The sequence below is a fragment of the Vibrio penaeicida genome (genome assembly GCF_019977755.1).
Classification (GTDB): Bacteria; Pseudomonadota; Gammaproteobacteria; order Enterobacterales; family Vibrionaceae; genus Vibrio; species Vibrio penaeicida.
This window is the reverse complement of record NZ_AP025144.1, coordinates 2,002,531-2,029,137: the sequence shown is the minus strand read 5'-3', so window position 1 is coordinate 2,029,137 and position 26,607 is coordinate 2,002,531. Positions and strand designations below refer to the sequence as shown.

The window sequence follows — 26,607 nt, the reverse complement described above, 5'->3', positions numbered from 1 at the left end:
TCATTTAAGCTACAGTTATCTTAAGATTAGCCTCTAACCTTTTGGTTTCTAAGGAGCTGTTATGAGTATTTACAATAAGATTCTCGTTGTTGCAGATGTCAATAATGACCAGCAGCCAGCGCTAGCCAGAGCAATTCAGCTGAGCGAAAGCAGTCGTTCAGAAAGCCATATTACATTTTTCCTTTCTATTTATGATTTCTCTTATGAAATGACATCGATGCTTTCGATGGATGAGAGAGATGCAATGAGACGTGGCGTTATTCAGCAGCGAGAAGCGTGGATGGAAGAAGTTGCCCAACCCTATCTCAATGATTCAGTGAAATTTGATATTAAAGTGGTTTGGCACAATCGCCCATATGAAGCCATCATAGGTGAAGTGTTTGCAGGCGCGCATGAAATAGTAGTGAAAGCGACACGTAAGCATGACGTGCTTGAATCTGTCATATTCACACCGACAGATTGGCACATTCTGCGCAAGTGCCCTTGCCCTGTCCTTCTTGTGAAAAATCACGACTGGCCAGTAAATGGCAACGTGATGGCTTCAATACATGTTGCATCAGAAAACCCTACCCACCAAGATTTAAACGATACGATGGTAGAGCAACTGCAAGACATTAGTAGCCGTTTAAACGCCAAATTTGCATTGGTCAATGCCTACCCTGTTACGCCAGCCAATATCACCATAGAATTACCGGAATTTGATCCCACAACTTATAGCGACGCGGTACGTGGCCATCATTTGACGGCAATGAAAGCGTTACGTCAAAGGCATGGTATTGATGAAAGTGATACTCGAGTTGAGCAAGGTTTGCCGGAAGAAGTCATCCCTAAAATAGTGGACGAGCTTGATGCAGGTCTTGTGATCTTAGGAACAACGGGCAGAACAGGTTTATCTGCCGTATTTATTGGTAATACTGCAGAACACGTCATCGATAAAATTAACTGCGATGTTCTGGCTTTAAAGCCCAATGGCTATATTAGTCCACTTGATCCAAATCAGTGAGTTTCACCTAGAGACCTGAATTTCCTCAGAAGCTTCAAGGTAGTTTGAACATGCAAATAGGCAAGCGTTGGCTTGCCTATTTTGTTTGTATGAAGATGAACTTGCGAAAGTTGCTTAACGACTACTGCGAATAGCAGTTAAAATACTGGTATCTATCTTGGATATCCGTATTATACGCACTTCAAATTATTGTCGAGATAACAACAGAAAAACTGGATATGACTGAGCAAAGTAACGAGCGCACAAAAGCTCAACAATACAACTTCAATAAGTTGCAAAAACGCATTCGTCGCAACACCGGAAATGCCATTAGAGACTTCAATATGATTGAAGAAGGCGACCGCATTATGGTGTGCTTGTCAGGTGGTAAAGACAGTTTTACGATGCTCGACATATTAATGAGTTTACAAAAAAGCGCACCAGTTAACTTTGAACTGGTGGCAGTTAACCTCGATCAGAAGCAACCTGGTTTCCCCGACCATATTTTACCTGACTACTTGGAAGGTTTAGGTGTTGAGTACAAGATTGTTGAAGAAGACACTTACTCAATCGTTAAAGACAAAGTACCTGAGGGTAAAACTACTTGCTCACTTTGTTCTCGCCTTCGTCGCGGTATTTTGTATCGCACAGCTAAGGAGCTTGGAGCGACAAAGATAGCTTTAGGTCACCATAGAGACGACATTCTTGAAACCATGTTCTTAAACATGTTCTACGGTGGAAAGATCAAAGGTATGCCACCTAAACTGGTGTCTGATAATGGCGAACACGTCGTAATTCGTCCTCTGGCGTACTGCCGCGAGAAAGACATCATTAAGTACTCTGAGATGCGTGAATACCCAATTATTCCATGTAACTTATGTGGTTCTCAGCCAAACCTTCAACGTCAAAACGTTAAACACATGCTGAATACGTGGGATAAGCAATTCCCTGGTCGTATTGAAACCATGTTTACTGCAATGCAGAATGTTGTCCCTAGCCATCTCGCTGATTTCGAACTCTTTGATTTTAAAACAATCAACCGCGACTCAGGTGTGATCAACGGAGGCGATATTGGCTTTGATAAAGAAGACATGCCTGCGGTTCAAAACTCAGATGAAGATGCGGTAGAGTTTGACCCTAAATTACAGCTAGACGTGACAAATATATAATTTGAAGAACATATAAAAGGGGCTCGTATAAAGCCCCTTTTTTGTGTTTACTCTTCTTTCCTTGCCCATTCAGGCAGCCAATCGCCATGTGCGATTCTAAGTTCGTCTACTAATTGCCATATCTGGTCTAGATCCAATTCTGCTGCCGTGTGCGGATCCATCATAGCTGCATGGTATATGTGGTCAGGGTTTTCCGTCATCAAAGCTTCAACAACAAGCGCCTGAACGTTCACACTACTTTGAATTATTGCGTTGAGCTGAGGGGGCAAATTACCTATTTTTGTTGGCTGAATTCCCATGGCATCGACCAAGCAAGGGACTTCCACAGCACAACCTTGAGGCAGTGAATCAATGAGACCTGTGTTGGGCACATTCCCATAGATGACTTCAGGAACGTTTGTCCATACTGCGTTGATGATTGCAGAAGCATATTCGTTACTTTTATCTAGATCGATGGTTTCTTCCGATAACAACTTTTTGGATTGTTCCTGCCATTGCTCTATTTGTTCTACACATCGCTTCGGATATTCATCCAGTGGGATTTGAAATTTATGGATAAGATCATCCCTACCCGATTTAATAAACCAAGGTGTGTACTCAGCAAAATGCTCAGAACTTTCGGTTACATAATATCCGGTACGCTTAAGCATCTCATATCGAACCAGATTTTTGCAGCGAGGCATTTCTTGGCTTTCGGGTCTTGGGTAAACACCAGACTCATAGCCTTCAAGAAGTTTCGGATATAAGTCAGCGTATTCACCATTCTCTAAACGTTCTTCAAAATTCAGAAAAAATGCGATGTGATTAATACCCGCGCAACGGAATCGAATTTTATCAATGGGTATTTGCAGGTCAGAAGCTAAACTCTCAGAGGTATGCTGAACGGAATGACAAAGCCCTACTTGTTTGATTTGGGGAAATTTTTCCGCAATTGCCCAAGTATTGATTGCCATTGGGTTTACATATTGAAGAAGTATCGCTTCAGGGCACACTTCAAGCATATCTTCGCATACCGACCATAAGTGAGGTACGGTGCGCAACCCACGCATGATGCCACCAACGCCAAGTGTATCTGCTATTGTTTGCTCTAAACCAAACTTTTTTGGTATCTCAAAGTCGGTCACTGTGCAGGGTTCATAACCACCGATTTGAAAAGCGACAATCACAAAATCAGCGTCTTTTAACGCGTCTTTCTGATCTAGATGAGTTGAGAGAGTCGCATCACACTTCAGTGTAGAAATCATTTTTTCGGCGACCGCTTTTGATTCATCTAGACGGTCCTGATCGATATCCATTAATGCAACATGAGCGCCTTGCAAGCGTTCACGTTGTAAAATATCACCGACAATGTTTTTCATAAACACCGTAGATCCGGCACCAATAAAGGCGATTTTTGGGTAATCTTTCACTTTTGTCATCCCTGTTCATGCTGGTATACGTTGATTATTGGTTAACAAACTTGTAGATACTTCCTAAATTAAAAACAAAACTTCCTGAAAGTGAACTTTTTCTTGCTGACATCATCTCTTACTGACAAAGTGAATGAGTGCCCAAGTTTTAAAACGTGATTATTAATTCCCAACTTAATAGGTTTTATACAATGAAGCAGTCGATCCCCTCCCATGAATATTCCAGTACCTATCGGGTGGAAGATCCTGATTACCCGAAAGATTGCGGGATTGTGGTGGAAGATATAAAACCCAGAGCCTTTGAAGCGTCTTATTACCATCACCATGCCTCTATTGAAATGAACTATCTGCATGATGGGTCGATGACATATTCCTTTTCAGGAAAAGAGGTCAAATTAAAAAGTGGGTGTTTTACTCTGTTTTGGGGAGCTAACCCCCATCGCGTTGTTTCCGTTGATGGCGCAACTCGAATAACAAACGTGTACATATCACTGTCGCAATTATTGCAATGGTCATTGCCTCCGGAGTTTATAGACGCAGTATTAAGCGGTGCAGTGGTGTGCACACAAGGCTCCAACCTGCTCGATCATCAGATAGTGGAGCGCTGGGCAGAGGAACAAAATCGAAATGCAAATTGGCGGAGGCTACACGCTCTGGAAGTCGAGTCTCGCTTACTGCGACTTGCTAATGAAGGGTGGAATACGATGTTACATCGTAACAAAGTCGACAGTGAAACCATTGTTGGCGGCAAAGCTATTCTTCATTTCGAATCAATGTTGCGTTTTATCAGTGAGCATTTTTCATCCCCCATAGGCTTGCAAGACGTCGCACAAGATATTGGGGTGTCTAAGGGGTACGCAATGACTTTGTTTCGCAAACTATTGGGGAAAACCATTAAAGAACACCTTACCGATCTCAGAATGTATCACGCTAAAATGTTGTTAGCAGAATCAGATACAAAAATTGTAGCAATCGCATTAGACAGCGGGTTTGGGTCACTTTCTGCGTTTTATGATGCCTTTCAAAAACAGGAAGGAATCTCGCCAGCAGCATTCAGGAAGCAAAGCCTTGTAGGACAGAGATTCCACTCCAACTCTTAAGCTGGAGTGAATCATTTTGTATTGAATCTAGAGGTATTGAATCTAGTCTGCTTTAGGAAGGTAAGGTAGGACTCTTGTGGTTTGTGCTGGCAAAGTAAAGCTCTCGCCTTTCTTGAGGTTGTTGAGCGCAAAGTATGCTCTGCCATTAACGATCTCGACCGACTTTCCATTTGGAAGCGTAATTTCACTATTCAGGCTATCGGCAAATTCCAACGTAACCCCTTCTACATCTGGAGTGAACCAACTCGCAAACATGCCGCCCAAGTCTTCTAGCATCACCTGCATTTGAGGCAGTAGCTTTTCAATATCTTCGTATTTTACTGATCCACTTAGCTGCTCTTTTGCCATTACAACTAACGAGAAATCACATCTTTTGTCTTTTTCAGTGCGCACAAAAACCAAAGGGTTTGCCGATTTCAAATTCTGATCAATGGGCACTTTTAGTTCGTAGCCTGAGGTATCAAATTCTTCGTAATGTTCTTCTTTTTCCATCCATGCTTTTTCGAGTAGGCAAAGCTTTTTAGAATCTGCGTCCACAAAGAACAGACCGACTTTTACATCGTCGTGCCCTTCACTCGCGTTGCTCTTCATTTGAGAGTACAACTTTGAATAAGTGAACATGTATTCTTGAGCTTGAAGTGGCAGTGCCAAGCCTAGCGAAACAGCAAAAGCGATTAGAGGGGTAATTTTCATTATTGAATTCCGAACTCAGTCCAATATTTATTGTTGTGGCGGATCATAGCTTGTAATTCATCAACATACGCTTGACCACGCTCAGAATAGTGACTTAATCCTTGTGTCAATGCGAGTGCTGTCTTCTCACTTTGTAGGTCTTGTCCAGATTGTTCAAGTTGTGAACGAATGGTGCGAAGTTCTGCATATGCTCGGTTGCGATTTACATTCATAAAGTACGCAGAAACTGAATCTTGTGCTGAACCAAATTTTGCGACTTCATGGGTTGCTCCTTCATTTCTTCTTAGTGGCACAAGACCACAGCCCTTTCTATAGCACCATTGACCAAAAAAGTTGTTCGCTTTGGTTGCGAAGCGAGACGTTCCCCACGCGGATTCGTTCGCTGCTTGTGACAACACGAGGCTAGGAGGTAGAACGTTTACCCGCAACAACATTGTGTTGAGCCAATCTTCGGTAATGCCTTCAGAAGGCACAGCGTACTGATAGGCTTTCGCTAATTTCTCCGCGCTTTGCAGGTGTTTTTCTGCACTGCGAGTATCACTGCCTTTGGATTTCATCGAAAGCAAAAACTGGCGTTCTTGTAATACGCGGTGGTTTTCTATTGCAATCGCAGGGTTTAGAAAACCAAAGAATGAGGATTTCTTTTCATTCACGTTTGTTATCGCGGCGAAATCCGGTTTCTTACCCACGCTTGGCAAAGGTTTAGAAACCACCTTTTCGGTAGGCTCGGTTTGGGGTTCTTTTTCCAAAAATGGAAACAAAAACGCTGCGGCGAAAAACGCAGCAGCGCCAATTTTTAAAAGGGTTTTAAGCATCAAATGTACCGGAGTTATTCGAACCTTGTTGAGGTTTAGATGGAATGTCTGAAGCAACAATTTTAAGTTGGATGCCGAACATGTTGCGATACAGAATGCCTTTCACATGGAAGAAGAAAGGTACGACAAAAATCAATCCGATTCCGTAAAGCATGGTTGCGATAAAGAACATCAAGCCAACCACTAGGTAAATACCAAAGATTGGGAATATTTTTTTATTTACTGCTCTAAAAGACAACAGCAAAGATTGCATTGGAGGAATACGCTTCTCACAGATAAGCAAAATAGAATGGCTAAATGCTATGGTGAGATAGAGTGATAGAAATGGGAGCAGCTGCCCCGCAATTCCTTGCAACAGAATACTGAACGCCGTTGCGAGAATGACAGGGATTGTGTACTGAAGCCCTTTCGCCATATGACGAGACTTAGTGCGTAAGCCAGCCGAGTGGCTCATGGCCATCAAACTGATGCCAGCATATAGCGGTGCGCTGATTAACTCGTAGCTGAAATTAGCATAAAAGATTGACTGAAATATTTGTGGGTCAGCCTCTTGCGGGTTTTGCACTAAAGTGAGCAACACGGTCGGGTCGCCAAGTTGCATTTTTAAAGCAACGAAGAAGATTACGGCTTGTATCGCAATCAAAGCCACGATCGCGGGGGAAAATGAGAAGAAGTTTTTCATCGTATACTTCCAAGCTTCTTGAATCACTTCGCCTGGTTTCAGTTCGTATTGTCCGGAAAGAGCCTGTTCTATACTCCCTCCTAAGTTGAAATCTTTTACTATTTCATTATTCATATGTACTTCCGGGTCAAAAGTGTGACCAAATAACGTTCTCAGTATTCATATCGCCCACTCTATGGTGAGCGTTGAAAAATACGGCGATTATACGTGGGAGTTGCTCCGTCTTAAAAGCAAGATTGCAACATCAGTTTAATTTTAGAATCAATTGCCTAATAATTGCACTTTCTTATTCATTCTTTTATTCAGATTCCATCAAATCATGAAAATTCCAGCTATAACCTCTGTGAATCTATGTGCGGCGGCAAGCAATTAGCTGGTCGATCGAACAGCGTTCACGTTTTAGGTAAAGCGTAGATTTTGGCGATGAAACTCCAGTTTTTATGTGCTCGGAAATTTGTGCAAAAAACGTACAAATCGTTGTGTGGGAAAAAGCTAATTTTAATGCCGAAAAATTTTAGTTTTTTGTAAGAAAATGCTTTGAGAACGTCACATAGAGGCATATTATGCGCTCCCTACTCTACCAACGTTCTGGTCGTGCCAGTACTGGCTTTTAATAGGAGAAATACAGACATTGAAAAAGCCAAATCATGTTGTTCAGCTAGCGTCCATTGAAAAAAGCTTCGATGGTAAAAAAATCATTGATGGATTCAACTTAAACGTGAATCACGGTGAATTCCTGACCATTTTAGGTCCCTCTGGCTGTGGTAAAACAACGGTTCTGAGGATGATTGCAGGTTTTGAAACCTGTGACCTAGGAAGCATCAAAATTGATGATGTGGACGTCACGGCAGTACCTGCCGAACAGCGGCATGTAAATACGGTTTTTCAAAGTTATGCCCTGTTCCCTCACATGACGGTATTCGACAACGTTGCCTTTGGGTTGCGTATGCAGAAAGTGCCGGCTTCGGATATTGAACCAAGAGTTATCGAAGCATTAAAAATGGTTCGGTTGGATCATATGGCTGTACGCAAACCTCACCAGCTTTCTGGTGGACAGCAGCAACGTATCGCGATTGCACGTGCAGTAGTAAACAAGCCGAAAGTGCTGCTACTGGACGAGTCTTTGTCTGCGTTGGATTACAAACTGCGTAAGCAAATGCAGGTTGAGTTAAAGCAGCTTCAGCGTCAATTGGGTATTACATTTGTCTTTGTTACTCACGACCAAGAAGAAGCGCTGTCTATGTCTGACCGAATCATCGTGATGAAAGACGGAAAGATTGAACAAGATGGCTCACCACGTGAAATATACGAAGAGCCCAAAAACCTGTTCGTTGCCAAGTTTATTGGCGAGATCAATGTGTTTGATGCAGAAGTAATCGAGCGTATCGATAGCAAACGCATCAAAGCGACAATAGAAGGTGTTGAGTCCATTGTTTACTACGATGAGGCAGTAGCAACAGGCGATAAGCTTCAAGTACTGCTTCGTCCTGAAGACTTAAGACTGGAAGAGATTAAAGAAAGTGAAACCAAGGGTATTGTTGGCCATGTGACCGACCGTACCTATAAAGGTATGACATTGGATTCGGTTGTTGCGCTGGAATCGGGCATGCGTGTGATGGTAAGCGAATTCTTCAATGAAGATGATCCAGATGTTGATCATTCATTGGGTCAAAAAGTCGCCGTAACTTGGGTTGAAAGCTGGGAAGTGGTACTGGCAGATGAACAAGACGTTTAATTTTAAAAACTCACTGAAATGGCATAGCGCTTTTAATCTACAAAAAATGATCATCGGTCTGATTGTCGGATGGTTGGTCATTTTTGTGCTGATTCCAAATGTCATGATCATCGGAACCAGCTTTTTAACGCGTGACGAAGCAAACCTTATTGAGATGACATTCACGCTTGATAACTATGCCCGTTTAGCGGACCCACTCTACTTTAAAGTATTGTGGCATTCGTTCTATATGGCGATTGTCGCCACATTGCTGTGCTTGGTGATTGGATACCCGTTTGCTTACATCGTGGCAAAAATGCCCGAGAAATGGCGTCCGTTTATGCTGTTTTTGGTGATTGTACCATTCTGGACAAACTCACTGATTCGCACTTACGGATTGAAAATTGTGTTGGGTACGCAAGGTATCTTAAATAAGAGCTTGTTGGGGTTGGATATTATCGATAAACCCATTCGGATAATGTACAGCGAGTCGGCTGTCATGATTGGATTAGTGTATATCTTGCTTCCGTTTATGATTTTGCCCTTGTATTCGGCCATTGAAAAATTGGATGACACCTACTTGGAAGCGGCAAAAGATCTTGGGGCAAACAAACTACAAACTTTGCTTAAAGTAGTATTGCCACTCACGATGCCAGGCATCATTGGCGGTTGTTTATTGGTGTTATTACCAGCGCTTGGCATGTTCTACATTTCAGACTTACTGGGAGGCGCAAAAAACTTGCTGATCGGTAATGTCATTAAGAGCCAAGTCCTTAATGCTCGCGATTGGCCATTTGGTGCGGCAACCAGCATCGCGCTTACTGTTGCCATGGCGATCATGTTGTACGCCTACTACAGGGCAGGAAAACTATTGAACAAAAAAGTGGAGCTAAGCTGATGGGCAAGTCAATTAAGTTTAGCTTTATGGCATTAGTGTACGCGTTTTTGTATTTGCCAATCATTGTGTTGATCGTCAACTCCTTCAATGCCAGCAAATTTGGCATGAAATGGGGTGGATTCACAACCAAATGGTACGAGGCGCTTGTTAACAACGACAGCTTAATGCAAGCAGCGTGGCACTCATTAAACGTTGCTGTTTTTTCAGCAACCGCTGCCACCATCATTGGTAGCCTGACGGCTGTTGCCCTTTTCCGTTATCGGTTTAAAGGGAAAGGCATGGTGAATGGCTTGTTGTTCATCGTAATGATGTCGCCAGATATTGTGATGGCAATTTCATTACTAGCACTGTTTTTGGTTTTGGGCGTGCAATTGGGCTTCTTTACCCTTTTCTTTGCTCATATTACCTTCTGTTTACCATTTGTGGTGGTGACGGTGTATTCACGTCTCAATGGATTCGATGTGAAAATGTTGGAAGCCGCAAAAGATTTAGGAGCAAGTGAATGGGTTATATTGAAGCAGATCATATTACCCCTAGCCAAACCAGCAGTTGCAGCGGGTTGGTTGCTTAGTTTTACCCTGTCATTGGATGACGTCATCATCAGCTCATTTGTTACTGGACCGACTTATGAAATCCTGCCATTGAAGATTTACTCAATGGTGAAAGTCGGCATTTCGCCAGAGGTGAATGCATTGGCAACTGTGATGTTGGTGGTATCTCTTGTATTGGTTGTGATTTCACAATTGCTAGCAAGAGAAAAAGTAAAGTAAATTAGTGTGATAACACCAGTTTGTATTTATTCGACAGCGCAGTATAGGACTGCGCTGTTTTCTTATCTCGATTAGTTTGGAGCTAACGTTAATGAAAAAATGGGCTACTTTTTTAGCTGGTAGTGCATGTGCGCTTTCCTTACTGACTCAGTCAGTACAAGCGAACGAAAATGATGAATTGGTATTCATGAACTGGGGGCCGTACATTTCTAGCGACCTCTTAAAGCAGTTTACCGATGAAACGGGTATCAAGGTGATTTACTCAACGTATGAGTCAAACGAAACCTTGTATGCCAAGCTGAAAACACACAATAAAGGTTATGATTTGGTCGTACCTTCAACCTACTTCGTTTCTAAGATGCGAGACGAAGGTATGTTGCAAAAAATCGATAAGTCGAAGCTTTCTAATTTCACCAAGCTTGATACCAATTATCTAAACAAGCCCTACGATCCAAACAACGAATACTCTATTCCTCATGTTGTTGCGATTACGGGTTTAGCGGTGAATACGGACATGTATGATGTAAGCCAGTTTAATAGCTGGGGCGACCTATGGAATTCCGATTTGGAAGGTCAACTGATGTTGATGGATGACACCCGTGAAGTGTTCCACATCGCGTTACGCAAATTAGGCTATTCCGGCAATACCACCAATGAAAAGCAGATTGATGAAGCATATGCAGAGCTGCAAAAACTGATGCCAAATGTGTTGGTGTTTAACTCAGATAACCCAGCTTCCCCTTACCTGTTAGGGGACGTTGGCGTGGGTATGCTTTGGAATGGCTCAGCTGCCGCTGCACAGGCAGAAGGCTTGCCGTTGGAATTGGTGTTCCCAAAAGAAGGCGGTATTGGCTGGGTGGATAATTTTGCAATCTCTTCAGGGGCAACGAATGTCGATGCTGCGCATAAGATGATCGATTTTCTACTTCGCCCTGAAATCGCGGAGCAAATTTCAAAGAACGCGGGTTACTTAACGGCAGTAAAGGAATCCAACGAGAAGTTTAAAGATGTCTCGCCACTCTTCCCGTCTCAAGAAGATTTGGATCGCGTGGAATGGCAGGCAGCGGTTGGTGACAAAACAGTGAAGTATGAAGAGTACTTTATGAAGCTGAAAGCTGGTCAATAAAATATCGTTTAAACATGATTTGTAAGGGCAATTTCGATTGCCCTTTTTCATTCGTTAAAAACTGGAGTACAATTCTGCCACTTAACTCTGAGAGTGAGATCCAGATCAAATAAGTTGAGCTGGAAATAATCTCTCCCACTAACAGATAAAGGGAAAAAATGAAAAATTGCTCTAGACTGTTTGCTGGTCTTATCAGTGCTGCATCTATCCTTTCTTTCAACGCTTTTGCTGCAGACGAAGAACTGTATTTCTACAATTGGTCCGAATACATCCCAAGCGAAGTCCTAGAAGACTTTACTAAGGAAACGGGTATTAAAGTTATCTACTCTACCTACGAGTCTAACGAGAGCATGTACGCTAAGTTAAAAACTCAAGGTGCTGGCTACGACTTGGTTGTGCCTTCAACGTATTTTGTTTCCAAAATGCGCAAAGAGAAGATGCTGCAAAAAATCGACAAAGAGAAACTTTCTCACTTTGCAGATCTTGATCCTAACTACCTAGATAAGTCTTTTGACCCAAGTAATGACTACTCAATTCCTTATATTTGGGGCGCGACAGGTATCGGCATCAATTCCGACATGCTAGACAAGTCGAGATTCAAAAACTGGGCAGATTTCTGGGACCCGAAATGGGAAGGTCAGTTGATGATGATGGACGACTCACGTGAAGTGTTCCACATCGCCCTTACCAAACTGGGTTATTCTGCTAACACAACAAACCCAGACGAAATCAAAGCGGCGTATGAAGAACTGAAAAAATTGATGCCAAATGTTTTGGTATTTAATTCAGATTTCCCTGCTAACCCTTACCTAGCAGGTGAAACCTCATTAGGTATGCTTTGGAATGGCTCTGCTTACTTAGCACGCCAAGAAGGCGCGACAATTGATATTGTGTGGCCAGAAAAAGGCACCATCTTCTGGATGGACAGCCTGTCTATTCCTTCTGGCGCTAAGAACGTTGAAGCCGCTCATAAGATGATCGATTTCCTTCTTCGTCCAGAGAATGCTGCGAAAATCGCGGTTGAGATTGGCTACCCTACTCCTGTGAAAACAGCGTATCCACTTTTACCTAAAGAGTTTGCCAATGATCCAAGTATTTTCCCACCACAAGAAGTGATGGAAAAAGGTGAATGGCAAGATGAAGTGGGTGAAGCGAGCACGCTTTACGAAGAGTACTTCCAAAAGCTGAAAGTAAACATGTAATTACCTGAACTTGGGTTTCAGTAACATCACATGAAAAAGCAAAAGCGGGCATTGTCCCGCTTTTTTAGTTCTTGCTACATGAATAACGATGCCTTAATGAAGAAAACCTTAAGCCTGAGCCCTCATTGCATCTGGAGCACTCAACAATTCTTCTACCAACTTAGGCACCTCTAAGCTTGCTTTTCCGTAGCGCTTTTCTTCGAATTCACTTTCTACCGCGCTCGGCTCTAAATTAATTTCGATAGTATGTGCACCATGCATTCTCGCATCATGAACAAAGCCAGCGGCTGGATATACGACACCCGAAGTGCCAATAGAGATAAATAAATCAGCCTCTTCCAACGCCGCGTAGATTTCACCCATTTTCAGCGGCATTTCACCAAACCAAACGATATGAGGACGCACTTGCGAAGGCATTTGACAACAATGGCATAGATCACCCGCCAATATATCGTCTGAGCAGTCTACAACTTGGTTAGACTCGCTGCAGCGTGCTTTAAGCAACTCACCATGCATGTGAATGATATTTTGCGTTCCACCGCGCTCATGGAGGTTATCAATATTTTGGGTAATTACGGTGACTTTTCCATCCAATAGTTCTTCAAGCTTTCCTAACGCTTGGTGTGCCGCGTTAGGTGCAATGGACGGATCTTGTAGCTTTCTACGTCTTTGGTTATAGAAATCCTGAACGAGCTCAGGATCACGCTGAAAGCCTTCTGGTGTAGCGACGTCTTCAATTTTATGGTTTTCCCACAAACCATCTTGCGCTCGAAACGTTTGAATGCCCGACTCAGCGGATATTCCGGCTCCAGTGAGAATAACAATGTTTCTGTAAGGGAAGTTCATACGACATGCATCCTTGTATTTATCTGTTGTTAACATTAGCACTAAAGGCACAGTAGTAGAAAGGGATTAGCGGTAGACCATAGTCGTAAAAAGAGCGACTCAAGTCGCTCTTCTAAAGATTGATACTGCAGTATCATAGAGTGGTTATAGGGGCAGTAGCCATTAGTCTTCGCTGGTAGAGCTGATCTTATGGATCGCCAAATCCGCACCATTGAATTCGTCTTCTTCAGAAAGTCTGAGCCCAGTAACGAGATTTAATACGCCATAAACCGCAGCGGCACCAGCGACAGCTACTACGATACCAATAATAGTACCCAAGACTTGAACCGTTATGCTCACGCCTCCTAGCCCACCCAGTGCACTCTGACCAAAGATACCAGCAGCAATGCCACCCCAAGCACCACAAACACCGTGAAGAGGCCACACACCCAATACATCGTCTATTTTGGTTTTGTTTTGTAGGTACGTGAACAAGTAAACAAACACTGCTCCCGCAACACCGCCAGTAATAAGTGCGCCAATCGGATGCATAAGATCAGAGCCAGCACAAACAGCCACCAGCCCAGCTAAGGGACCATTGTGGATGAAGCCTGGGTCATTTCGGCCTGCAACAAGTGCTGTAAGGATACCCCCCGTCATGGCCATTAAGGAGTTCATTGCAACAAGACCGCTGATTCCATTTAAAGTTTGTGCCGACATAACGTTAAACCCGAACCACCCAACACAAAGGATCCATGCACCTAACGCCAAGAATGGTATGTTTGAAGGCGCGAAGTTCGTGTGCTTTCCAGCGCGTACACGGCCGTTACGCATTCCCAGAAAAATGACGGCAACTAACGCGATCCACCCGCCAACACCGTGCACTACAACTGATCCAGCGAAATCGTGGAATGCCGCACCAAATGAGGATTCAAACCAATCTTGCAAGCCGTAATTACCATTCCAGATGATCCCTTCGAACAATGGGTAAACCAGCCCCACAGTAAAAAAGGTGGCGATAAGAACAGGATAGAAACGTGCACGTTCTGCTATGCCACCGGACACGATGGCGGGAATAGCCGCTGCAAAAGTAAGTAAGAAAAAGAATTTGACCAGCTCGTACCCGTTGCCTGCTGAAAGTGTTTCTGCGTCAGCAAAGAAATTCGCCCCGTAAGCGACCCAGTACCCAATAAAGAAATACGCAATAGCGGAAACACCGAAATCTGCGAGAATTTTCACCAGCGCATTGACTTGGTTTTTCTTACGCACAGTTCCTACTTCGAGAAAGGCGAAACCAGCATGCATGAGGAAAACCATGATGGCACCAAGTAGAAGAAACAAGGTATCTGAACTTTGAGTGAGTGTGTGAACGGCACCTTGCACATCCGCAACGGAATTACTCATCTTTAATTACTCCTTTTGTAATATCTTGCACGCTTCCTGTGCTATTAGTTTTGCTTCCCAATTTTGGGGAATTGAACTAGAGCTAATTACGCAAAGATCGTTCCAAGGCTTAAAAACGCAAAGTTAAAAACTTAAGATATTGTTATTTAAAGGTTAATTATGTATGCAGTAATGATTGGGGAATGAAGGATGTCGCACTTGCACTAATATGGTGAGATTGCACTGATTTGGATTTTCCATATTGGTGCAGGTTGGTCATGAACAGGTTCTCACCAAACCACATAAACAGACGCCAATCACACTATTTTGTTTTACCAAAGTAAGAGTGGATGTTTTTCCTTTTCTTTTATGCGCACTGAATCAAGTTGAACTATCCTAAAAAGTAGCCCAACTCTATGAATTTGATAATTTATGCCTATCAAAATTTTAATGTCAGAAATGCTTAAAGAGCCATTTGCAAGGTTGTATAAAAGCAAAGAGATTAGTGCAGAATTTGCGGATCTTAAGCAAGTCGTGCCTTCAATTCGTTCACTTGACCCTGATATTATTGTTCTTCACTGCTCAGACAATTCATTTGATGATATTTATGAGCTAACTCAACACGTTCGAAATACCCTAAATAAACTCTCGGCAACGATTTGGGTCGTTTTTGATGAAGGTATGAAGCCCAGCACGTCATTGCCATGCATTGACCACTCGTTCAGTCTGAAAAACACACCAGAGAATGAGTTAAACATGCATTTCGAACGTGCAGTGCAAAGGCATAAAGCCATTAATGACAATCAGGCGAACATAAACAGCCGGCTCACCATGTTACTGCGAGTCGGACGTTCGGACATAACCCATTCCGATGATACGTTGTTCGTCGCTGATATTGTGAGTGCGATTGGTCAGTACTGTAACGCCAAAATATCCTTTCTATTTGACGCACCCGAAAATTCTCAACCACCCAACGTGTATCGACTGAAGCAAGGCATACTCGCTGAGCTTGATGACTCATTGAAGGTTATGCTTTCGAAAAACATCCCATTAGATGGAACCTTGCAGCACCCTGTAATAAACAGAGAACCGTCTAACGCAATACAAGACTTGTTTAGTGGTGCGGCTTTGCTACTCTTCCCTATTTGCACGTATGGGAAATTAAAGTACACCATTGTGTGTATTATCGATAACCAACACCCAGAGCTGATCAACACTGCGAATTTAAAAATACTGGAACAAGTGTCCACCCAATTGAATTCGAGCTTCGAAAGGCGCTATGCCATCACGGAAACAAGCCATAAGTATCAAGAGGCACAGGATTCACTAAGCCACATTCAATCGGATAATGAAGATCAAATCCAATCAGAGAAAATGCATTCCTTAAGCAGCATTGCCGTTGGTCTTTTGCACGAAATGAATAACCCTATTAGTTCTACTCTTGGGAATTTCGAGCCTCTAAAGCAATACATCGAGTCGATTCTTGCGCTTTTAGCGCTCCACAAACAGTTGTTTATTGAACCAAATAATGAACAAAAACATGAAATTGTTGCAACCTTTTATGAAGAGACGGATATCGCTGAAGTACTGGATGACATACACGCGGTGATTCAAGATTCAGAAGCAGGTTTATTGCGTGTCAAAGACGTGCTTCTTAGTTTGCGAGTTTTCGCAGATAAAGCGTTGGATGCAAAACTGACTCCCTTTAAGCTCCAGAGCGTCTTTTCTGACAACGACCTCTACATGAAGCCAGAAGGCATTGAGGTGATTAAGCAAATAGATGAATCACTTGTCGTAGTAGGCAACCGTAATATGGTACGCAAAGTCCTTGAGGTAGTGTTTAGGAATGCCATCGAGTCGATCGACAATAAGGGCCCCCAAGACAATGCGAAAATTGAGGTGGCAACTTCGTCTGATAACCAGTTTGTTCGGTTGTCGATAAAAGATAACGGTACGGGTATCGATGAAGAAACCCTGACCAAGGTATTCGACCCTTTCTACACCAACAACGGAAAGAAGAATGCATCAGGGCTGGGATTAACGATCGCGCAATTTGTAATGCAAAAATTACACGGCTCAATACGAATAGAGTCAGAACTGAATGAATTCACAAACGTGACACTAAAAATCCCTAAAGCCCAATGATGTTCAGTCAAACCATAGTCGCCATGCTTTGCGTAACAAATTTGAACGATTTGGCATGGAAAGCAGCATGCATCAAAAAAACGGTCCTAATTTAGGACCGTTTTTTTAAGTGAGAACGCGCAAGCTGAATATTAGCTTTCGCCCTCTTGCTTCTTCACCTTTTTATACCAGATGTTGTGGTGCTGTTTTGCCCATGTTTCATCAACATAACCTGTCTTCATGCCTTCTAGTGCCCCTTCTGTCCCGACAGTACCGATGTAAATATGCCCCAATGAAGCGGCTATCAGCCCTAGAGACGATATGGCGTGAAGCACATTAACAATCTGCATGAGTTCGCGAGTTTGGTTGAACATTGGGAAATCCATGATTAACCCTGTCACACAAACGGTCACGCCTGCCGTGGCGAGCAACCAAAACCATATCTTTTCACCGCCGTTACAAAAATCTGCCTCAGGGTGCTTACCATTGGGTAGAATGCCTCCACCTTGCCTAAACCATTCAAGATCGACTTTGTTGAAGAGGTTGTTTTTCATCCATTTGATGAGCATACCAACCAAACCAAATACAAATAGTGGTCCTAAATAGTTATGCGAAATCTTCGCCGCGCTAATGATAAATCCCCAAACGCTAGACGATACAACGGGCATCATAATGTATTTTCCATACATCAGCATAAGCCCAGATAACGCCAAAATGAGAAACAATGAAGCGGTATACCAATGGAGCGCACGCTCAAAAGGTGTCCAGCGCAGTACTTTATTGCCAGTCCGCTCCTTAGACAGTTTGATTTGCCCTGCCCATAGATAGAAGGCCAGCAGTGCACCAAATGCACCTAAGATCATGTAGCCGCCAATGGGTGTTATCCATTTATTTCTTATTTCACGCCATAGTTGCCCAGTCGTATTGATGAGCATACCGTGCTCCAATCCCTTGGACGTGGTGTACCCTTCTTCGCCATCTTTAACTTGTCGCCAGTAATCGGCACCCGCCAATTGGGCTATTTCTCTTTCCGCGTTGGCGGATTCGTCAGCAAATATAGGGTTGCTGACGAACACCAGAAACAACGCAAAAGTAGCGATCAATATGCGATGTAACATTATGCCTCTCTAACTTTTGGTCGCGTCAAATGCCAAATCTTCACCATTAGTCCAGCCTGCGCCTCTTCCGCCGCGCTCAACCATCCTCTGACGGAAAATGTCCGAAACGGTATTCGCATCGCCAGCCAACAAGGCTTTCGTCGAGCAAAGTTCTGCACACATGGGCAATTTCCCTTCAGCAACGCGGTTTGCACCGTATTTTGCGCGCTCCTCTGTAGAGCCATTTTCTGTCTCAGGACCTCCAGCACAGAAGGTACATTTGTCCATTTTCCCACGCTCGCCAAATGCCGACGTGCTAGGGAATTGTGGCGCACCAAACGGGCAGGCAAACAGACAGTAGCCGCAACCAATACAAAGATCTTTATTGTGTAGAACAATGCCATCTTCGGTTTGGCTGAAACAATCTGTAGGGCACACCGCCATACAAGGCGCATCGGTACAGTGCATACACGCAACAGAAATGGAGTTCTCACCGGATTGCCCATCGTTCAATGTGACAACACGGCGGCGTTGAATGCCCCATTCAAGGGCATCATCGTTTTCATTTTTACAGGCGGTGACACAACCATTACATTCAATACAACGCTTGGTGTCACATAGGAATTTCATCTTAGCCATTTTATGACTCCTTACGCTTTACTGATGTTGCAGAGAGTCACCTTACTCTCCTGCATTTGAGTAACGGGATCATAACCGTAGGTGGTCGCGGTATTCGCAGCTTCACCCACAACATACGGATCCGTGCCTTCAGGGTACTTATCGCGTAGGTCCTTACCCTGGAACTTGCCACCAAAGTGGAAAGGAACAAACGCCATACCTGGTTTCACTCTGCGTGTAACCATGGCTTTCACGTGAATTCTTCCTTTCTCAGCACCTTCTACCCAGACCATATCGCCATCTCTGAATCCTAAGTCGTTCGCGTCTTTCGGATTCACCTCAACAAACATTTCTTGTTGAAGTTCAGCTAGCCAAGGGTTTGAACGTGTTTCCTCGCCCCCTCCTTCGTATTCAACCAAACGCCCAGACGTAAGGATGATTGGGTACTTAGCGGATTTATCTTGGTCCTGAATGGATTTGTACATCGTCGGCAAACGATAGATGGATTCTTTGTCGTCCCACGTTGGGTAGTCGGCAACCAAATCACGACGTGGCGTGTAAAGGGGTTCTCTGTGCAATGGCACTCTATCGGGGAAAGTCCAAACGACGGCGCGTGCCTTCGCGTTACCAAAAGGAATACACCCATGACTGATTGCGACTCTTTGAATGCCCCCAGAAAGATCGGTTTTCCAGTTTTTTCCTTCCGCTGCGGCTTTCTCCGCTTCGGTGAGATCATTCCACCAACCTAGAGATTTCAGTAGTTTGTCGCTGAATTCTGGGAACCCATCTTCCAGTTCACAGCCTTTCGAGTAACTGTCTTCTGCGAGCAGGTTTTTGCCCTCAAACTCCACTCCGAATCGAGCGCGGAAATTACCACCACCTTCAGCCACGGGTTTGGATGTGTTGTAAAGGATGTGAGTTCCAGGGTGTTTCATTTCTGGTGTTCCCCAACAAGGCCAAGGTAGCCCGTAGGTTTCACCATGAGCGGGTCCCCCTTCCGCTTCTAGCGATGTTTTATGGAACGTGTGCCAGTTTTTCTGGTGATCTTTCAAACGCTCTGGGCTTTGTCCTGTATAGCCTATCGTCCACATACCGCGGTTGATCTCACGGGTGATGTCCTCCACCAAAGGTTCGTTCTTATTCACTTTGATGTTTTTGAACAGCTGATCAGAAAAGCCGAGCTTTTTAGAAAGCAGATACATGATTTCGTGATCGGGTTTCGATTCAAACAAAGGCTCAACCACTTTGTCTCGCCATTGCAAGGATCGGTTAGACGCCGTTACGCTGCCATAGGTTTCGAATTGTGTGGTGGCAGGCAACAAGTAGATACCGTCTTTACGATCATTCATTACAGCAGCAACGGTTGGATAAGGATCGACAATCACCATCATGTCCAACTGTTCCATCGCTTTCTTCATTTCAACACCACGAGTTTGGGAGTTTACGGCGTGCCCCCAATAGAACATGGCGCGAATGTTGTCTTTCTGCTCGATGGCGTCTTTGTTTTCTAGTACGCCATCAATCCAACGCGAAACAGGGATACCCATGTTGTTCATCGGCTTTTTACCGCGGTATTCGTCTTGATCGAAGCGCTTTTGTACCCAGTCGTAATCCAAATCCCACACCTTTGACCAGTGTTTCCAAGCGCCATTCGACAGCCCGTAATATCCTGGTAGCGTATGAGAAAGGACGCCTAAGTCTGTCGCGCCTTGTACATTATCGTGACCACGGAAGATATTCGCGCCACCGCCACTCTTACCGATGTTGCCCAGCGCCAATTCAAGCACGCAGTAAGCACGAGTATTGTTGTTACCTGTGGTGTGTTGAGTTCCGCCCATACACCATACTACGCACCCGGGTCTGTTCTCTGATAGGAGTTTGGCTGTTTTATAGACTTCTTTTTCACTTACGCCAGCAACACGCTCAACTTCTTCCGGTGTCCAGCGAGCGACTTCTTTCTTGATTTCGTCCATGCCAAAAACGCGCTGGCGAATGAACTCTTTGTCTTCCCAGTTGTTTTTGAATACATGCCATAAAATGCCCCAAATGAACGCGACATCAGAGCCAGGACGAAGGGATACGTAATGATCGGATTTAGCTGCGGTACGCGTACGGCGAGGATCCGCAACCACGATCTTACAGTTGTTCTTTTCTTTTGCGATGAGAATATGCTGCATCGCAACGGGGTGTGCTTCCGCTGGGTTAGAGCCAATAAACAGCATGGACTTGCAGTTATGCATGTCGTTAAAGGAGTTGGTCATCGCACCGTAACCCCAAGTGTTCGCTACACCAGCGACCGTGGTGGAGTGACAAATACGCGCTTGGTGGTCGACGTTATTGGTTCCCCACAAGGAGGCCATCTTACGGAACATGTAAGCTTGTTCGTTGCTGTGTTTTGCACTGCCTAAGAAGTAAACAGAATCAGGACCCGACTCTTTACGAATTTCGAGCGTTTTATTACCAATTTCTTCGATGGCATCTTCCCAGCTCATTTGCTTCCATTTACCGCCTTCTAACTTCATTGGGTATTTGAGGCGTCTTTCCCCATGTCCGTGCTCACGCAGAGCTGCACCTTTGGCGCAGTGCCCACCCGCATTAAATGGGTGATCAAACGCAGGTTCTTGCCCTGTCCACACGCCATTTTGTACCTCGGCGTAAATGCCGCAACCTACAGAACAGTGTGAACAGATGGTGCGCTTAATTTCGGTGGGTACCGTTGAGGCGACGGTTTTTGCGTTTGCCTTGCGCATCATCCCCGGCGCAAACATAGAAGCGCCGACAGCGGCTCCCCCTGCTGCCAGTGTCGAGTTCTTCATAAAAGAACGACGGCTCAATCCGATTTGGCTTTCTTCCTTGTTTACGCTATCGGAACGCTTGGTAAGTTTCATTCCATTGCTCCTTATAGGGTGTCGTAATAATCACGGATATGTTGAGTTTCTTTATATCCAGTGGTTGTCTCTTCCACCTCTGGCTTAGCTTCGTTTGCTGAAGCGGCCGTAGATGTCCCTGCGGCAAGCGTGCCGGCTACTGCTGCCGTACTTAATCCCTTAAGCAGATCTCGGCGGCGTGTATCGATGGCTTGTTTATCTTTCATAGGGTGCTCCATGATTCAGTGCCCATTGAGTGGATGCTCTGCATCTCTAGTTATTCATTCGTTTTCATCTACGCTTCTCGAACAGGTACTCGCGCAAAGCGAACCTGCTCAATAAGCAAGAATTGGTGTAATACGGTTGCCATAGCGGCGTAAAAACGAGCGCTTTCTGCTTCCCGAATTTGCCTAGCTAATGATTCAAACCAAGGTTGAATATGGCGGTTAAAAAACGCGTTTTGCTCCGTCTCAGAATCCAGTAAAGACATGACTTCGCACAATGCAGCTAAATGGTCTTCCGGTTCTTTCGTTTCATCGTTTCGAGTGAACCCCATTCGCATGAGATCTTGTCGAATCGCAGCAAGTGGTTTTTCCATTAAAGAACCGGTTAAGTGCCACGAAGCAAAAGGCATCACTTCACCTCGCCCAATTCCTATAAACAGATCTTGGTATTCCTGTTGAATATCTTCGTGGGTATACAAACCAGCGGCGTTTCTTAAGTTGTTCCATGCTTTCGCCATTTTGCTATCAGCGTGCTCGCTGACTTCGAGCTCTTTTATCCAATCCAGCACTTCTTGGCTGGGTGCAGCACGAAACACAGTGGCAAGTAGCGCATAGATATCAGAACGCATTGAGGTTTGAGAATGCACTGATTCTTGTGAATGGACTGATGTTTGAGGTTGGACTGGGTGAGTGTCGTTCATTCGCTTCCCTTACACATTGAGCTGCTTTTCAGGCTGGTCAGCCAAGCTATTAAACATATCGACGACACGGCAGTCCTCGCACATTGCAATCCTGTTAATGGCTAACTCATCAGAAAAATGGGAGTGACCGCGTAACTTGTTTTGAAGCATGTCGATCATAGATTGAGGGGCGAATTGTTTACCACATCGTAAACATTCTGCGGCTTTTTCTTGATGAATAACTTGAACCTGTTTGCGCTGGGTTGCGTCCCAGTTAAACCTTGGTGTAAGTGTTAGCGCGTTCTCTGGACAGGCTTTTTCACACATTCCACATTGAATGCAGTCTTGCTCCACAAAGTTTAGTTGTGGTGAAACACCGTCATTATGAAGTGCCCCTGTTGGACACACCGCAACGCAGCCCATGCATAAAGTGCAATCTTTACCGACACAACTTACATTGCCAAAAGGCGCACTGGTCGGAATGTTGGTAATGGTTTGAACGGGAATGTGGCTAGCCGCTAGTGAATCGAGTGCTAAGTAAAGGCGCTCTCTTTTCGAACCGTTTAATACACCAACTGGTGTACTTAAAAGAGAAGGCATTTGATGAGAATCTCGCAAAATAGGCTCACCGTCTTTCAGCTCTTCTAAATACAAAATTTGAATACGAGAAGGATCTAAGTTCATTTGGCTAAGCAGTGTTTGGGCGGTATCTACTTCTTGCCCTAACACTCTTAGAATTGTCGGAGGCATTTTTTTACTGGCAGCAAACATCACCTGACCTGCGCTATTGACTAATGCTGCGAACCACGTATCCATTCCTACTGAAGGCAGTTCCTCTAGTTCAACGGGTATAACGTTGTCAGGTAGCGAATCTAACGCCATCGCGTTGTAACTTTCGTGTCGACTGCTACAAAACAAAATGATGGGGTTCTCCCCACCCGCCTCTTTATAATTGGCTAGCAGCTTTTCAACGAACGATTGGGTTTGAACAGGTTCGGGAATGGCGTAGTGGATCGCTTCTGTTGGACAGGCTGTTGCACAAGTTCCAACGCCTTGGCATAGGTAAGGATTTATCTGAATCTTATGCCCAATTTGGTCATTACCATCGCTCGTAAGTGCGCCTGCTGGGCAGGCGTCTACACAGCGGTCACACCCTTTAATACCGCGCGAGCTGTGGGCGCATTTGTCGGTATCTAATCGGAAATACTTAGGCTTATCAAACGTACCCATGAGATCTGGTATGGACTCTAAGGCTTCAGGTAACGTTGGGTATCCACGTCCACATGGGAAATAACCGGGTACAGGCACTTCTTCGCTCATTATGCCGTTAAGAGTCATATCCAGCACAATATCGAAGCAGTCGTGACCAATAGCTGCCGTAGCTAAATTCACGTCAGTTCCATGATGGTTCACGGTAACCTTAAAGGCACCAAGAAAACCTTGAACGTTGGGCTGTTGACCAAAATAGAGGCGAGACGGATCGATCAGCTGGCTTCTATCGGCATCTTGTTCGGTACACAGCAGGGTAAGAGATGAAAGTGAATCAAGCTGCATTTCGATCTCGGAAAGGATTGAAAATGGACCAATAACCAGTGTGTGACCCCCACTGTGGTAGCTGACCGTTGGGGGAATTAGGTTGGTCAGCTCCACAGTGTTGGTTAACGCTGCTGCTCTTGCTCGTCCATTCACGCTAGAAGCATTTTGAATTTTTTGTTTTAACATTGCTTTTGGTTCTAACATCGCTTTATGTTCCATGTGTGAGCGTGTATTCCGCTCATTTAAGAACCAGTAAAGCAATTAGCGATCCAACCGCAGTCTATTGAAAAAATGGTGTATTTGATGTTTGCGTTTTGTGCGCAAGGTTAAATGGTTGTGACAATTTGTCGCAGGTTGTTTTATAAGCAAGGAGTCAAAATGTACCTACTTTCTATGTGGTATATTTTGTCTCGTTCACTCCTGAACTAGGCTCAATTTCTTCAGCTTGAGGCTTATTTTCTTCTATTTTTGGTTCACCAGAGTTTGCTTCAAGCGCTTCTGACTGCGGTAATAATTCTTCAGAGCTTGTACTTTCATTTTCCTTTAATTCCCTGTCTTTCTTAGCTATTTCTTTATTTTCTTCTTCAGTCTCTTCGTCTAACTGCTCTTTCACCCAGCCTCTTAGCTTTTCAGCGGCTTCTTGGGTGAGGTTGCCTACCTTCGAATAGTCGTGATCGTAGTCATTCAAGGCGTCGACCTCACTGAATTTGCCACTTAGGAAAAGCTTTTTTAATGCGGCTTTCTTAACGGCTGTTTCTGCTCCTTTGCTCAATAACGTTGCTACAGATGGCTCATCCGATGGATCTTCATCTTCTAGCGGAAGTTCTGTAGACGTTTTACTTTCGCAAGCGCCCGCATTTTCGTAAACGTCAGTTTCTTCAATAGCCTCAGCATCCGCGATATCGACTATGTCCTCGTCTTCTTTGTCTAAAAGGCTGTATTCTTCGCTTGTAAGCAACGTTTGTTGTTTGTCGTCTTCTTGTAATTTGCGCTGCGACCAACGCTTTAAAAAATCACTTGCCACTGGCTCTGCCCGCCCCTTTACGTTTTTTACGTTTCTGTTCTAAAAGTTCACCATGCCGCCCTATGAACGCTTCCATCCACGCTTGAATCGGCAAGGGCATTTCGATGGAAAGCACTAAATAATCGCCATCAAGGTAACTGGCAGCAACCGATTGAGATGCAGTGAGTTTCACTGGTTCTAAGGTGTCTAGGTTTTCTAAAGCGAGGAATAGCTTGGGTTGAACCGAGCTTAGATTAAACCGATAGTCTGTCCGTTCATCTTTATACAGCTCTAACGCCAGAGTTAATGGGTTTGGTTCGGTTGGCTTTAGATCCACACCTTTCCATTCCCATTGTTGGGTTACCCAGCGCCCTTCTCCTACGTTCTGGCTCTCGAGTTGGCATTCAATTGTCCAAAGGTTTTCACTCTTTTCCAATGACATTTCAATTCTCATCTTATACTCAGACTTTGATACTCATAGCAGTCGAAGCAATTCTTACGCCAACGCTATGAACAAAAGCTACGCACGAGCATTAAGGCAAAACAAAATGGCAGGGTTATTGCTGTAATGAACTCAAAAAGAACACTCTGTTAAGGAATCTCTGTGTCTTACCAACCCAAAATAATAAAAAGCGGAAATACCCCATCTCCAACTCAAGAAGTTGAGGTGTTTGATGAGTATGGCGAGCGCATGGTTAAAGAAATCGCATGTGAGCGCCCTATCACTGTCATGCTGAACTGGAAAGAAATTGTAACCTTGATGACGTTAGGTTCACGCCCTGAAGCTTTGGTTTTGGGTTACTTAAAAAACCAAAGCTTTATTGAAGATCCTTCGGCCATTGAGTCTGTCATTATTGATTGGGAAACTGGTACAGCAGCCGTGATCACCAAAGAAAATACCGATCACTTAGAAAAAGCGCTAAAGAAGAAAACAGTCACGTCGGGATGTGGCCAGGGCACCATGTACGGCAATGTAATGAAAAAGCTGGAAAACTACCAAGTTCCGAACGTAGTGACCAAACAGTCTGATATTTATGCCTCGTTAGAGGCGCTAACCCATCACAACGACACGTATAAAAAAGCAGGCGGTGTTCATGGTTGCGCTGTGTGCCGACGAGAAGACATTCTCTCTTTTGTTGAAGATGTCGGGCGTCACAATGCTGTGGATACCTTAGCTGGGGAAATGTGGCTAAATCAGGAGTCAGGAGAAGACAAAATCTTCTATACAACGGGTCGATTGACATCAGAGATGGTCATTAAAGTGGCTCAAATGGGTATTCCTGTTTTGCTATCACGATCTGGTGTCACTCAAATGGGTCTGGATTTGGCCAGAAAATTTGGTATCACGACCATTGCACGAGCAAAAGGATTGCGTTTTCAGGTATTTACTGGAGTAGAAAAAGTGGAATTTGATGTAAAAGGAAATCAATAAACCCTCGCCAGAAAATAAATTTTCTTCCTATTTAAGAAGGTGCTAATAAGCACCTTCTTGCATTCTATAAATATCATGCTATCTGTTAATAGTACTGCCTGTCATAAAAAATAAATATAACTGTAACATTTGAGATCGGTTGATCTTAGCCGGCAGTCGCTTATTTGATTTAACGAATCATGCCGTATCGTTTTATTTAACGTCAGTCCAACCAATGAAAGCGAATTTGCCTGTGCGAGTGCATACGGTAAATGACAT

Annotated in this window: 24 protein-coding genes; 10 read left to right on the top strand and 14 right to left on the bottom strand. The window is 44.1% G+C overall.

What is annotated here, in order from left to right; all coding sequences use genetic code 11:
* Positions 1–61 precede the first annotated feature (61 nt).
* Positions 62–1,003 (top strand): universal stress protein UspE, encoded by a 942-nt coding sequence (gene uspE, locus LDO37_RS09085; RefSeq protein WP_224055418.1) that lies wholly within the window; start codon positions 62–64, stop codon positions 1,001–1,003.
* 218 nt (positions 1,004–1,221) lie between these two features.
* Positions 1,222–2,151 carry a tRNA 2-thiocytidine(32) synthetase TtcA gene (ttcA, locus tag LDO37_RS09080; RefSeq protein ID WP_101113845.1) on the top strand — a complete coding sequence of 310 codons (930 nt, stop codon included), beginning with the start codon at positions 1,222–1,224 and terminating at the stop codon, positions 2,149–2,151.
* A 47-nt stretch (positions 2,152–2,198) separates the two neighbouring features.
* On the opposite strand, the gene melA is transcribed toward ttcA, so the two are convergent.
* Positions 2,199–3,569 carry an alpha-glucosidase/alpha-galactosidase gene (melA, locus tag LDO37_RS09075; protein WP_126609061.1) on the bottom strand — a complete coding sequence of 457 codons (1,371 nt, stop codon included), beginning with the start codon at positions 3,567–3,569 and terminating at the stop codon, positions 2,199–2,201.
* Between the two features lie 182 nt (positions 3,570–3,751).
* Between melA and LDO37_RS09070 the strand changes: the two genes are divergently transcribed.
* Positions 3,752–4,660, top strand: a complete 909-nt coding sequence (locus tag LDO37_RS09070; protein ID WP_221768571.1) for a helix-turn-helix domain-containing protein — start codon at positions 3,752–3,754, stop codon at positions 4,658–4,660.
* Positions 4,661–4,702: 42 nt separating this feature from the next.
* On the opposite strand, the gene LDO37_RS09065 is transcribed toward LDO37_RS09070, so the two are convergent.
* Genes LDO37_RS09065 through LDO37_RS09055 form a run of 3 tightly spaced genes read right to left on the bottom strand, consistent with a single transcriptional unit; the run spans position 4,703 to position 6,964 of the window.
* Positions 4,703–5,356, bottom strand: coding sequence for a DUF2987 domain-containing protein (locus tag LDO37_RS09065; RefSeq protein ID WP_167404749.1), 654 nt, complete (start codon positions 5,354–5,356; stop codon positions 4,703–4,705).
* Entirely contained in the window at positions 5,353–6,168 is an 816-nt protein-coding gene (locus LDO37_RS09060) for a glucosaminidase domain-containing protein (RefSeq protein WP_126609060.1), read from the bottom strand. Before LDO37_RS09060 ends, LDO37_RS09065 begins: the two co-directional genes overlap by 4 nt.
* Positions 6,161–6,964, bottom strand: a complete 804-nt coding sequence (locus LDO37_RS09055) for a DUF2189 domain-containing protein (RefSeq protein ID WP_101113841.1) — start codon at positions 6,962–6,964, stop codon at positions 6,161–6,163. The genes LDO37_RS09060 and LDO37_RS09055 overlap by 8 nt, the downstream gene beginning before the upstream one ends.
* A 499-nt stretch (positions 6,965–7,463) precedes the next feature.
* On the opposite strand from LDO37_RS09055, the gene potA reads away from it, so the two are divergent.
* The 5 genes from potA to LDO37_RS09030 all read left to right on the top strand — a co-directional run bounded on the left by potA (position 7,464) and on the right by LDO37_RS09030 (position 12,560).
* The gene (gene potA / locus LDO37_RS09050; RefSeq protein WP_126609059.1) at positions 7,464–8,585 is read left to right on the top strand and encodes a spermidine/putrescine ABC transporter ATP-binding protein PotA; all 1,122 of its coding nucleotides are present in this window, start codon (positions 7,464–7,466) and stop codon (positions 8,583–8,585) included.
* Positions 8,569–9,462 (top strand): spermidine/putrescine ABC transporter permease PotB, encoded by an 894-nt coding sequence (potB, locus tag LDO37_RS09045; protein WP_126609058.1) that lies wholly within the window; start codon positions 8,569–8,571, stop codon positions 9,460–9,462. The genes potA and potB overlap by 17 nt, the downstream gene beginning before the upstream one ends.
* Complete coding sequence (gene potC / locus LDO37_RS09040) at positions 9,462–10,232, top strand: spermidine/putrescine ABC transporter permease PotC (protein WP_101113838.1); 771 nt, start codon at positions 9,462–9,464, stop codon at positions 10,230–10,232. Before potB ends, potC begins: the two co-directional genes overlap by 1 nt.
* Before the next feature lie 91 nt (positions 10,233–10,323).
* Complete coding sequence (locus LDO37_RS09035) at positions 10,324–11,358, top strand: extracellular solute-binding protein (protein ID WP_126609057.1); 1,035 nt, start codon at positions 10,324–10,326, stop codon at positions 11,356–11,358.
* A 158-nt stretch (positions 11,359–11,516) separates the two neighbouring features.
* Positions 11,517–12,560: an extracellular solute-binding protein gene (locus LDO37_RS09030; protein WP_126609056.1), complete on the top strand. Its 1,044-nt coding sequence runs from the start codon at positions 11,517–11,519 to the stop codon at positions 12,558–12,560.
* Positions 12,561–12,668: 108 nt separating this feature from the next.
* Here the strand turns inward: LDO37_RS09030 and cobB are convergent, their stop codons facing one another.
* Complete coding sequence (gene cobB, locus LDO37_RS09025) at positions 12,669–13,406, bottom strand: Sir2 family NAD+-dependent deacetylase (protein ID WP_126609055.1); 738 nt, start codon at positions 13,404–13,406, stop codon at positions 12,669–12,671.
* Between the two features lie 162 nt (positions 13,407–13,568).
* Positions 13,569–14,789 carry an ammonium transporter gene (locus LDO37_RS09020; RefSeq protein WP_126609054.1) on the bottom strand — a complete coding sequence of 407 codons (1,221 nt, stop codon included), beginning with the start codon at positions 14,787–14,789 and terminating at the stop codon, positions 13,569–13,571.
* 411 nt (positions 14,790–15,200) lie between these two features.
* Here LDO37_RS09020 and LDO37_RS09015 point away from each other — a divergent pair, with 411 nt between their 5' ends.
* Positions 15,201–16,913: a sensor histidine kinase gene (locus LDO37_RS09015; RefSeq protein ID WP_126607091.1), complete on the top strand. Its 1,713-nt coding sequence runs from the start codon at positions 15,201–15,203 to the stop codon at positions 16,911–16,913.
* 131 nt (positions 16,914–17,044) lie between these two features.
* Here the strand turns inward: LDO37_RS09015 and LDO37_RS09010 are convergent, their stop codons facing one another.
* From LDO37_RS09010 to LDO37_RS08975, 8 genes are all read right to left on the bottom strand, one after another.
* Positions 17,045–18,010, bottom strand: coding sequence for a formate dehydrogenase subunit gamma (locus LDO37_RS09010; protein WP_126607092.1), 966 nt, complete (start codon positions 18,008–18,010; stop codon positions 17,045–17,047).
* Between the two features lie 9 nt (positions 18,011–18,019).
* Complete coding sequence (gene fdh3B, locus LDO37_RS09005; RefSeq protein WP_101113830.1) at positions 18,020–18,628, bottom strand: formate dehydrogenase FDH3 subunit beta; 609 nt, start codon at positions 18,626–18,628, stop codon at positions 18,020–18,022.
* 11 nt (positions 18,629–18,639) lie between these two features.
* Positions 18,640–21,495 (bottom strand): formate dehydrogenase subunit alpha, encoded by a 2,856-nt coding sequence (locus tag LDO37_RS09000; RefSeq protein WP_126607093.1) that lies wholly within the window; start codon positions 21,493–21,495, stop codon positions 18,640–18,642.
* Between the two features lie 11 nt (positions 21,496–21,506).
* Positions 21,507–21,701, bottom strand: a complete 195-nt coding sequence (locus LDO37_RS08995) for a transcriptional initiation protein Tat (RefSeq protein ID WP_101113828.1) — start codon at positions 21,699–21,701, stop codon at positions 21,507–21,509.
* A gap of 68 nt (positions 21,702–21,769) precedes the next feature.
* Positions 21,770–22,399, bottom strand: coding sequence for a TorD/DmsD family molecular chaperone (locus LDO37_RS08990; RefSeq protein WP_126607094.1), 630 nt, complete (start codon positions 22,397–22,399; stop codon positions 21,770–21,772).
* 9 nt (positions 22,400–22,408) lie between these two features.
* On the bottom strand, positions 22,409–24,100 hold the full coding sequence (locus tag LDO37_RS08985) for a 4Fe-4S dicluster domain-containing protein (RefSeq protein WP_126607105.1): 1,692 nt from the start codon (positions 24,098–24,100) through the stop codon (positions 22,409–22,411).
* A 205-nt stretch (positions 24,101–24,305) separates the two neighbouring features.
* Positions 24,306–24,938, bottom strand: a complete 633-nt coding sequence (locus tag LDO37_RS08980; protein WP_126607095.1) for a DUF3306 domain-containing protein — start codon at positions 24,936–24,938, stop codon at positions 24,306–24,308.
* Positions 24,928–25,359: a DUF3305 domain-containing protein gene (locus LDO37_RS08975; RefSeq protein ID WP_126607096.1), complete on the bottom strand. Its 432-nt coding sequence runs from the start codon at positions 25,357–25,359 to the stop codon at positions 24,928–24,930. The genes LDO37_RS08980 and LDO37_RS08975 overlap by 11 nt, the downstream gene beginning before the upstream one ends.
* Positions 25,360–25,521: 162 nt before the next feature.
* Between LDO37_RS08975 and LDO37_RS08970 the strand changes: the two genes are divergently transcribed.
* Positions 25,522–26,349, top strand: a complete 828-nt coding sequence (locus tag LDO37_RS08970; RefSeq protein WP_185829751.1) for a formate dehydrogenase accessory sulfurtransferase FdhD — start codon at positions 25,522–25,524, stop codon at positions 26,347–26,349.
* Positions 26,350–26,607 lie beyond the last annotated feature (258 nt).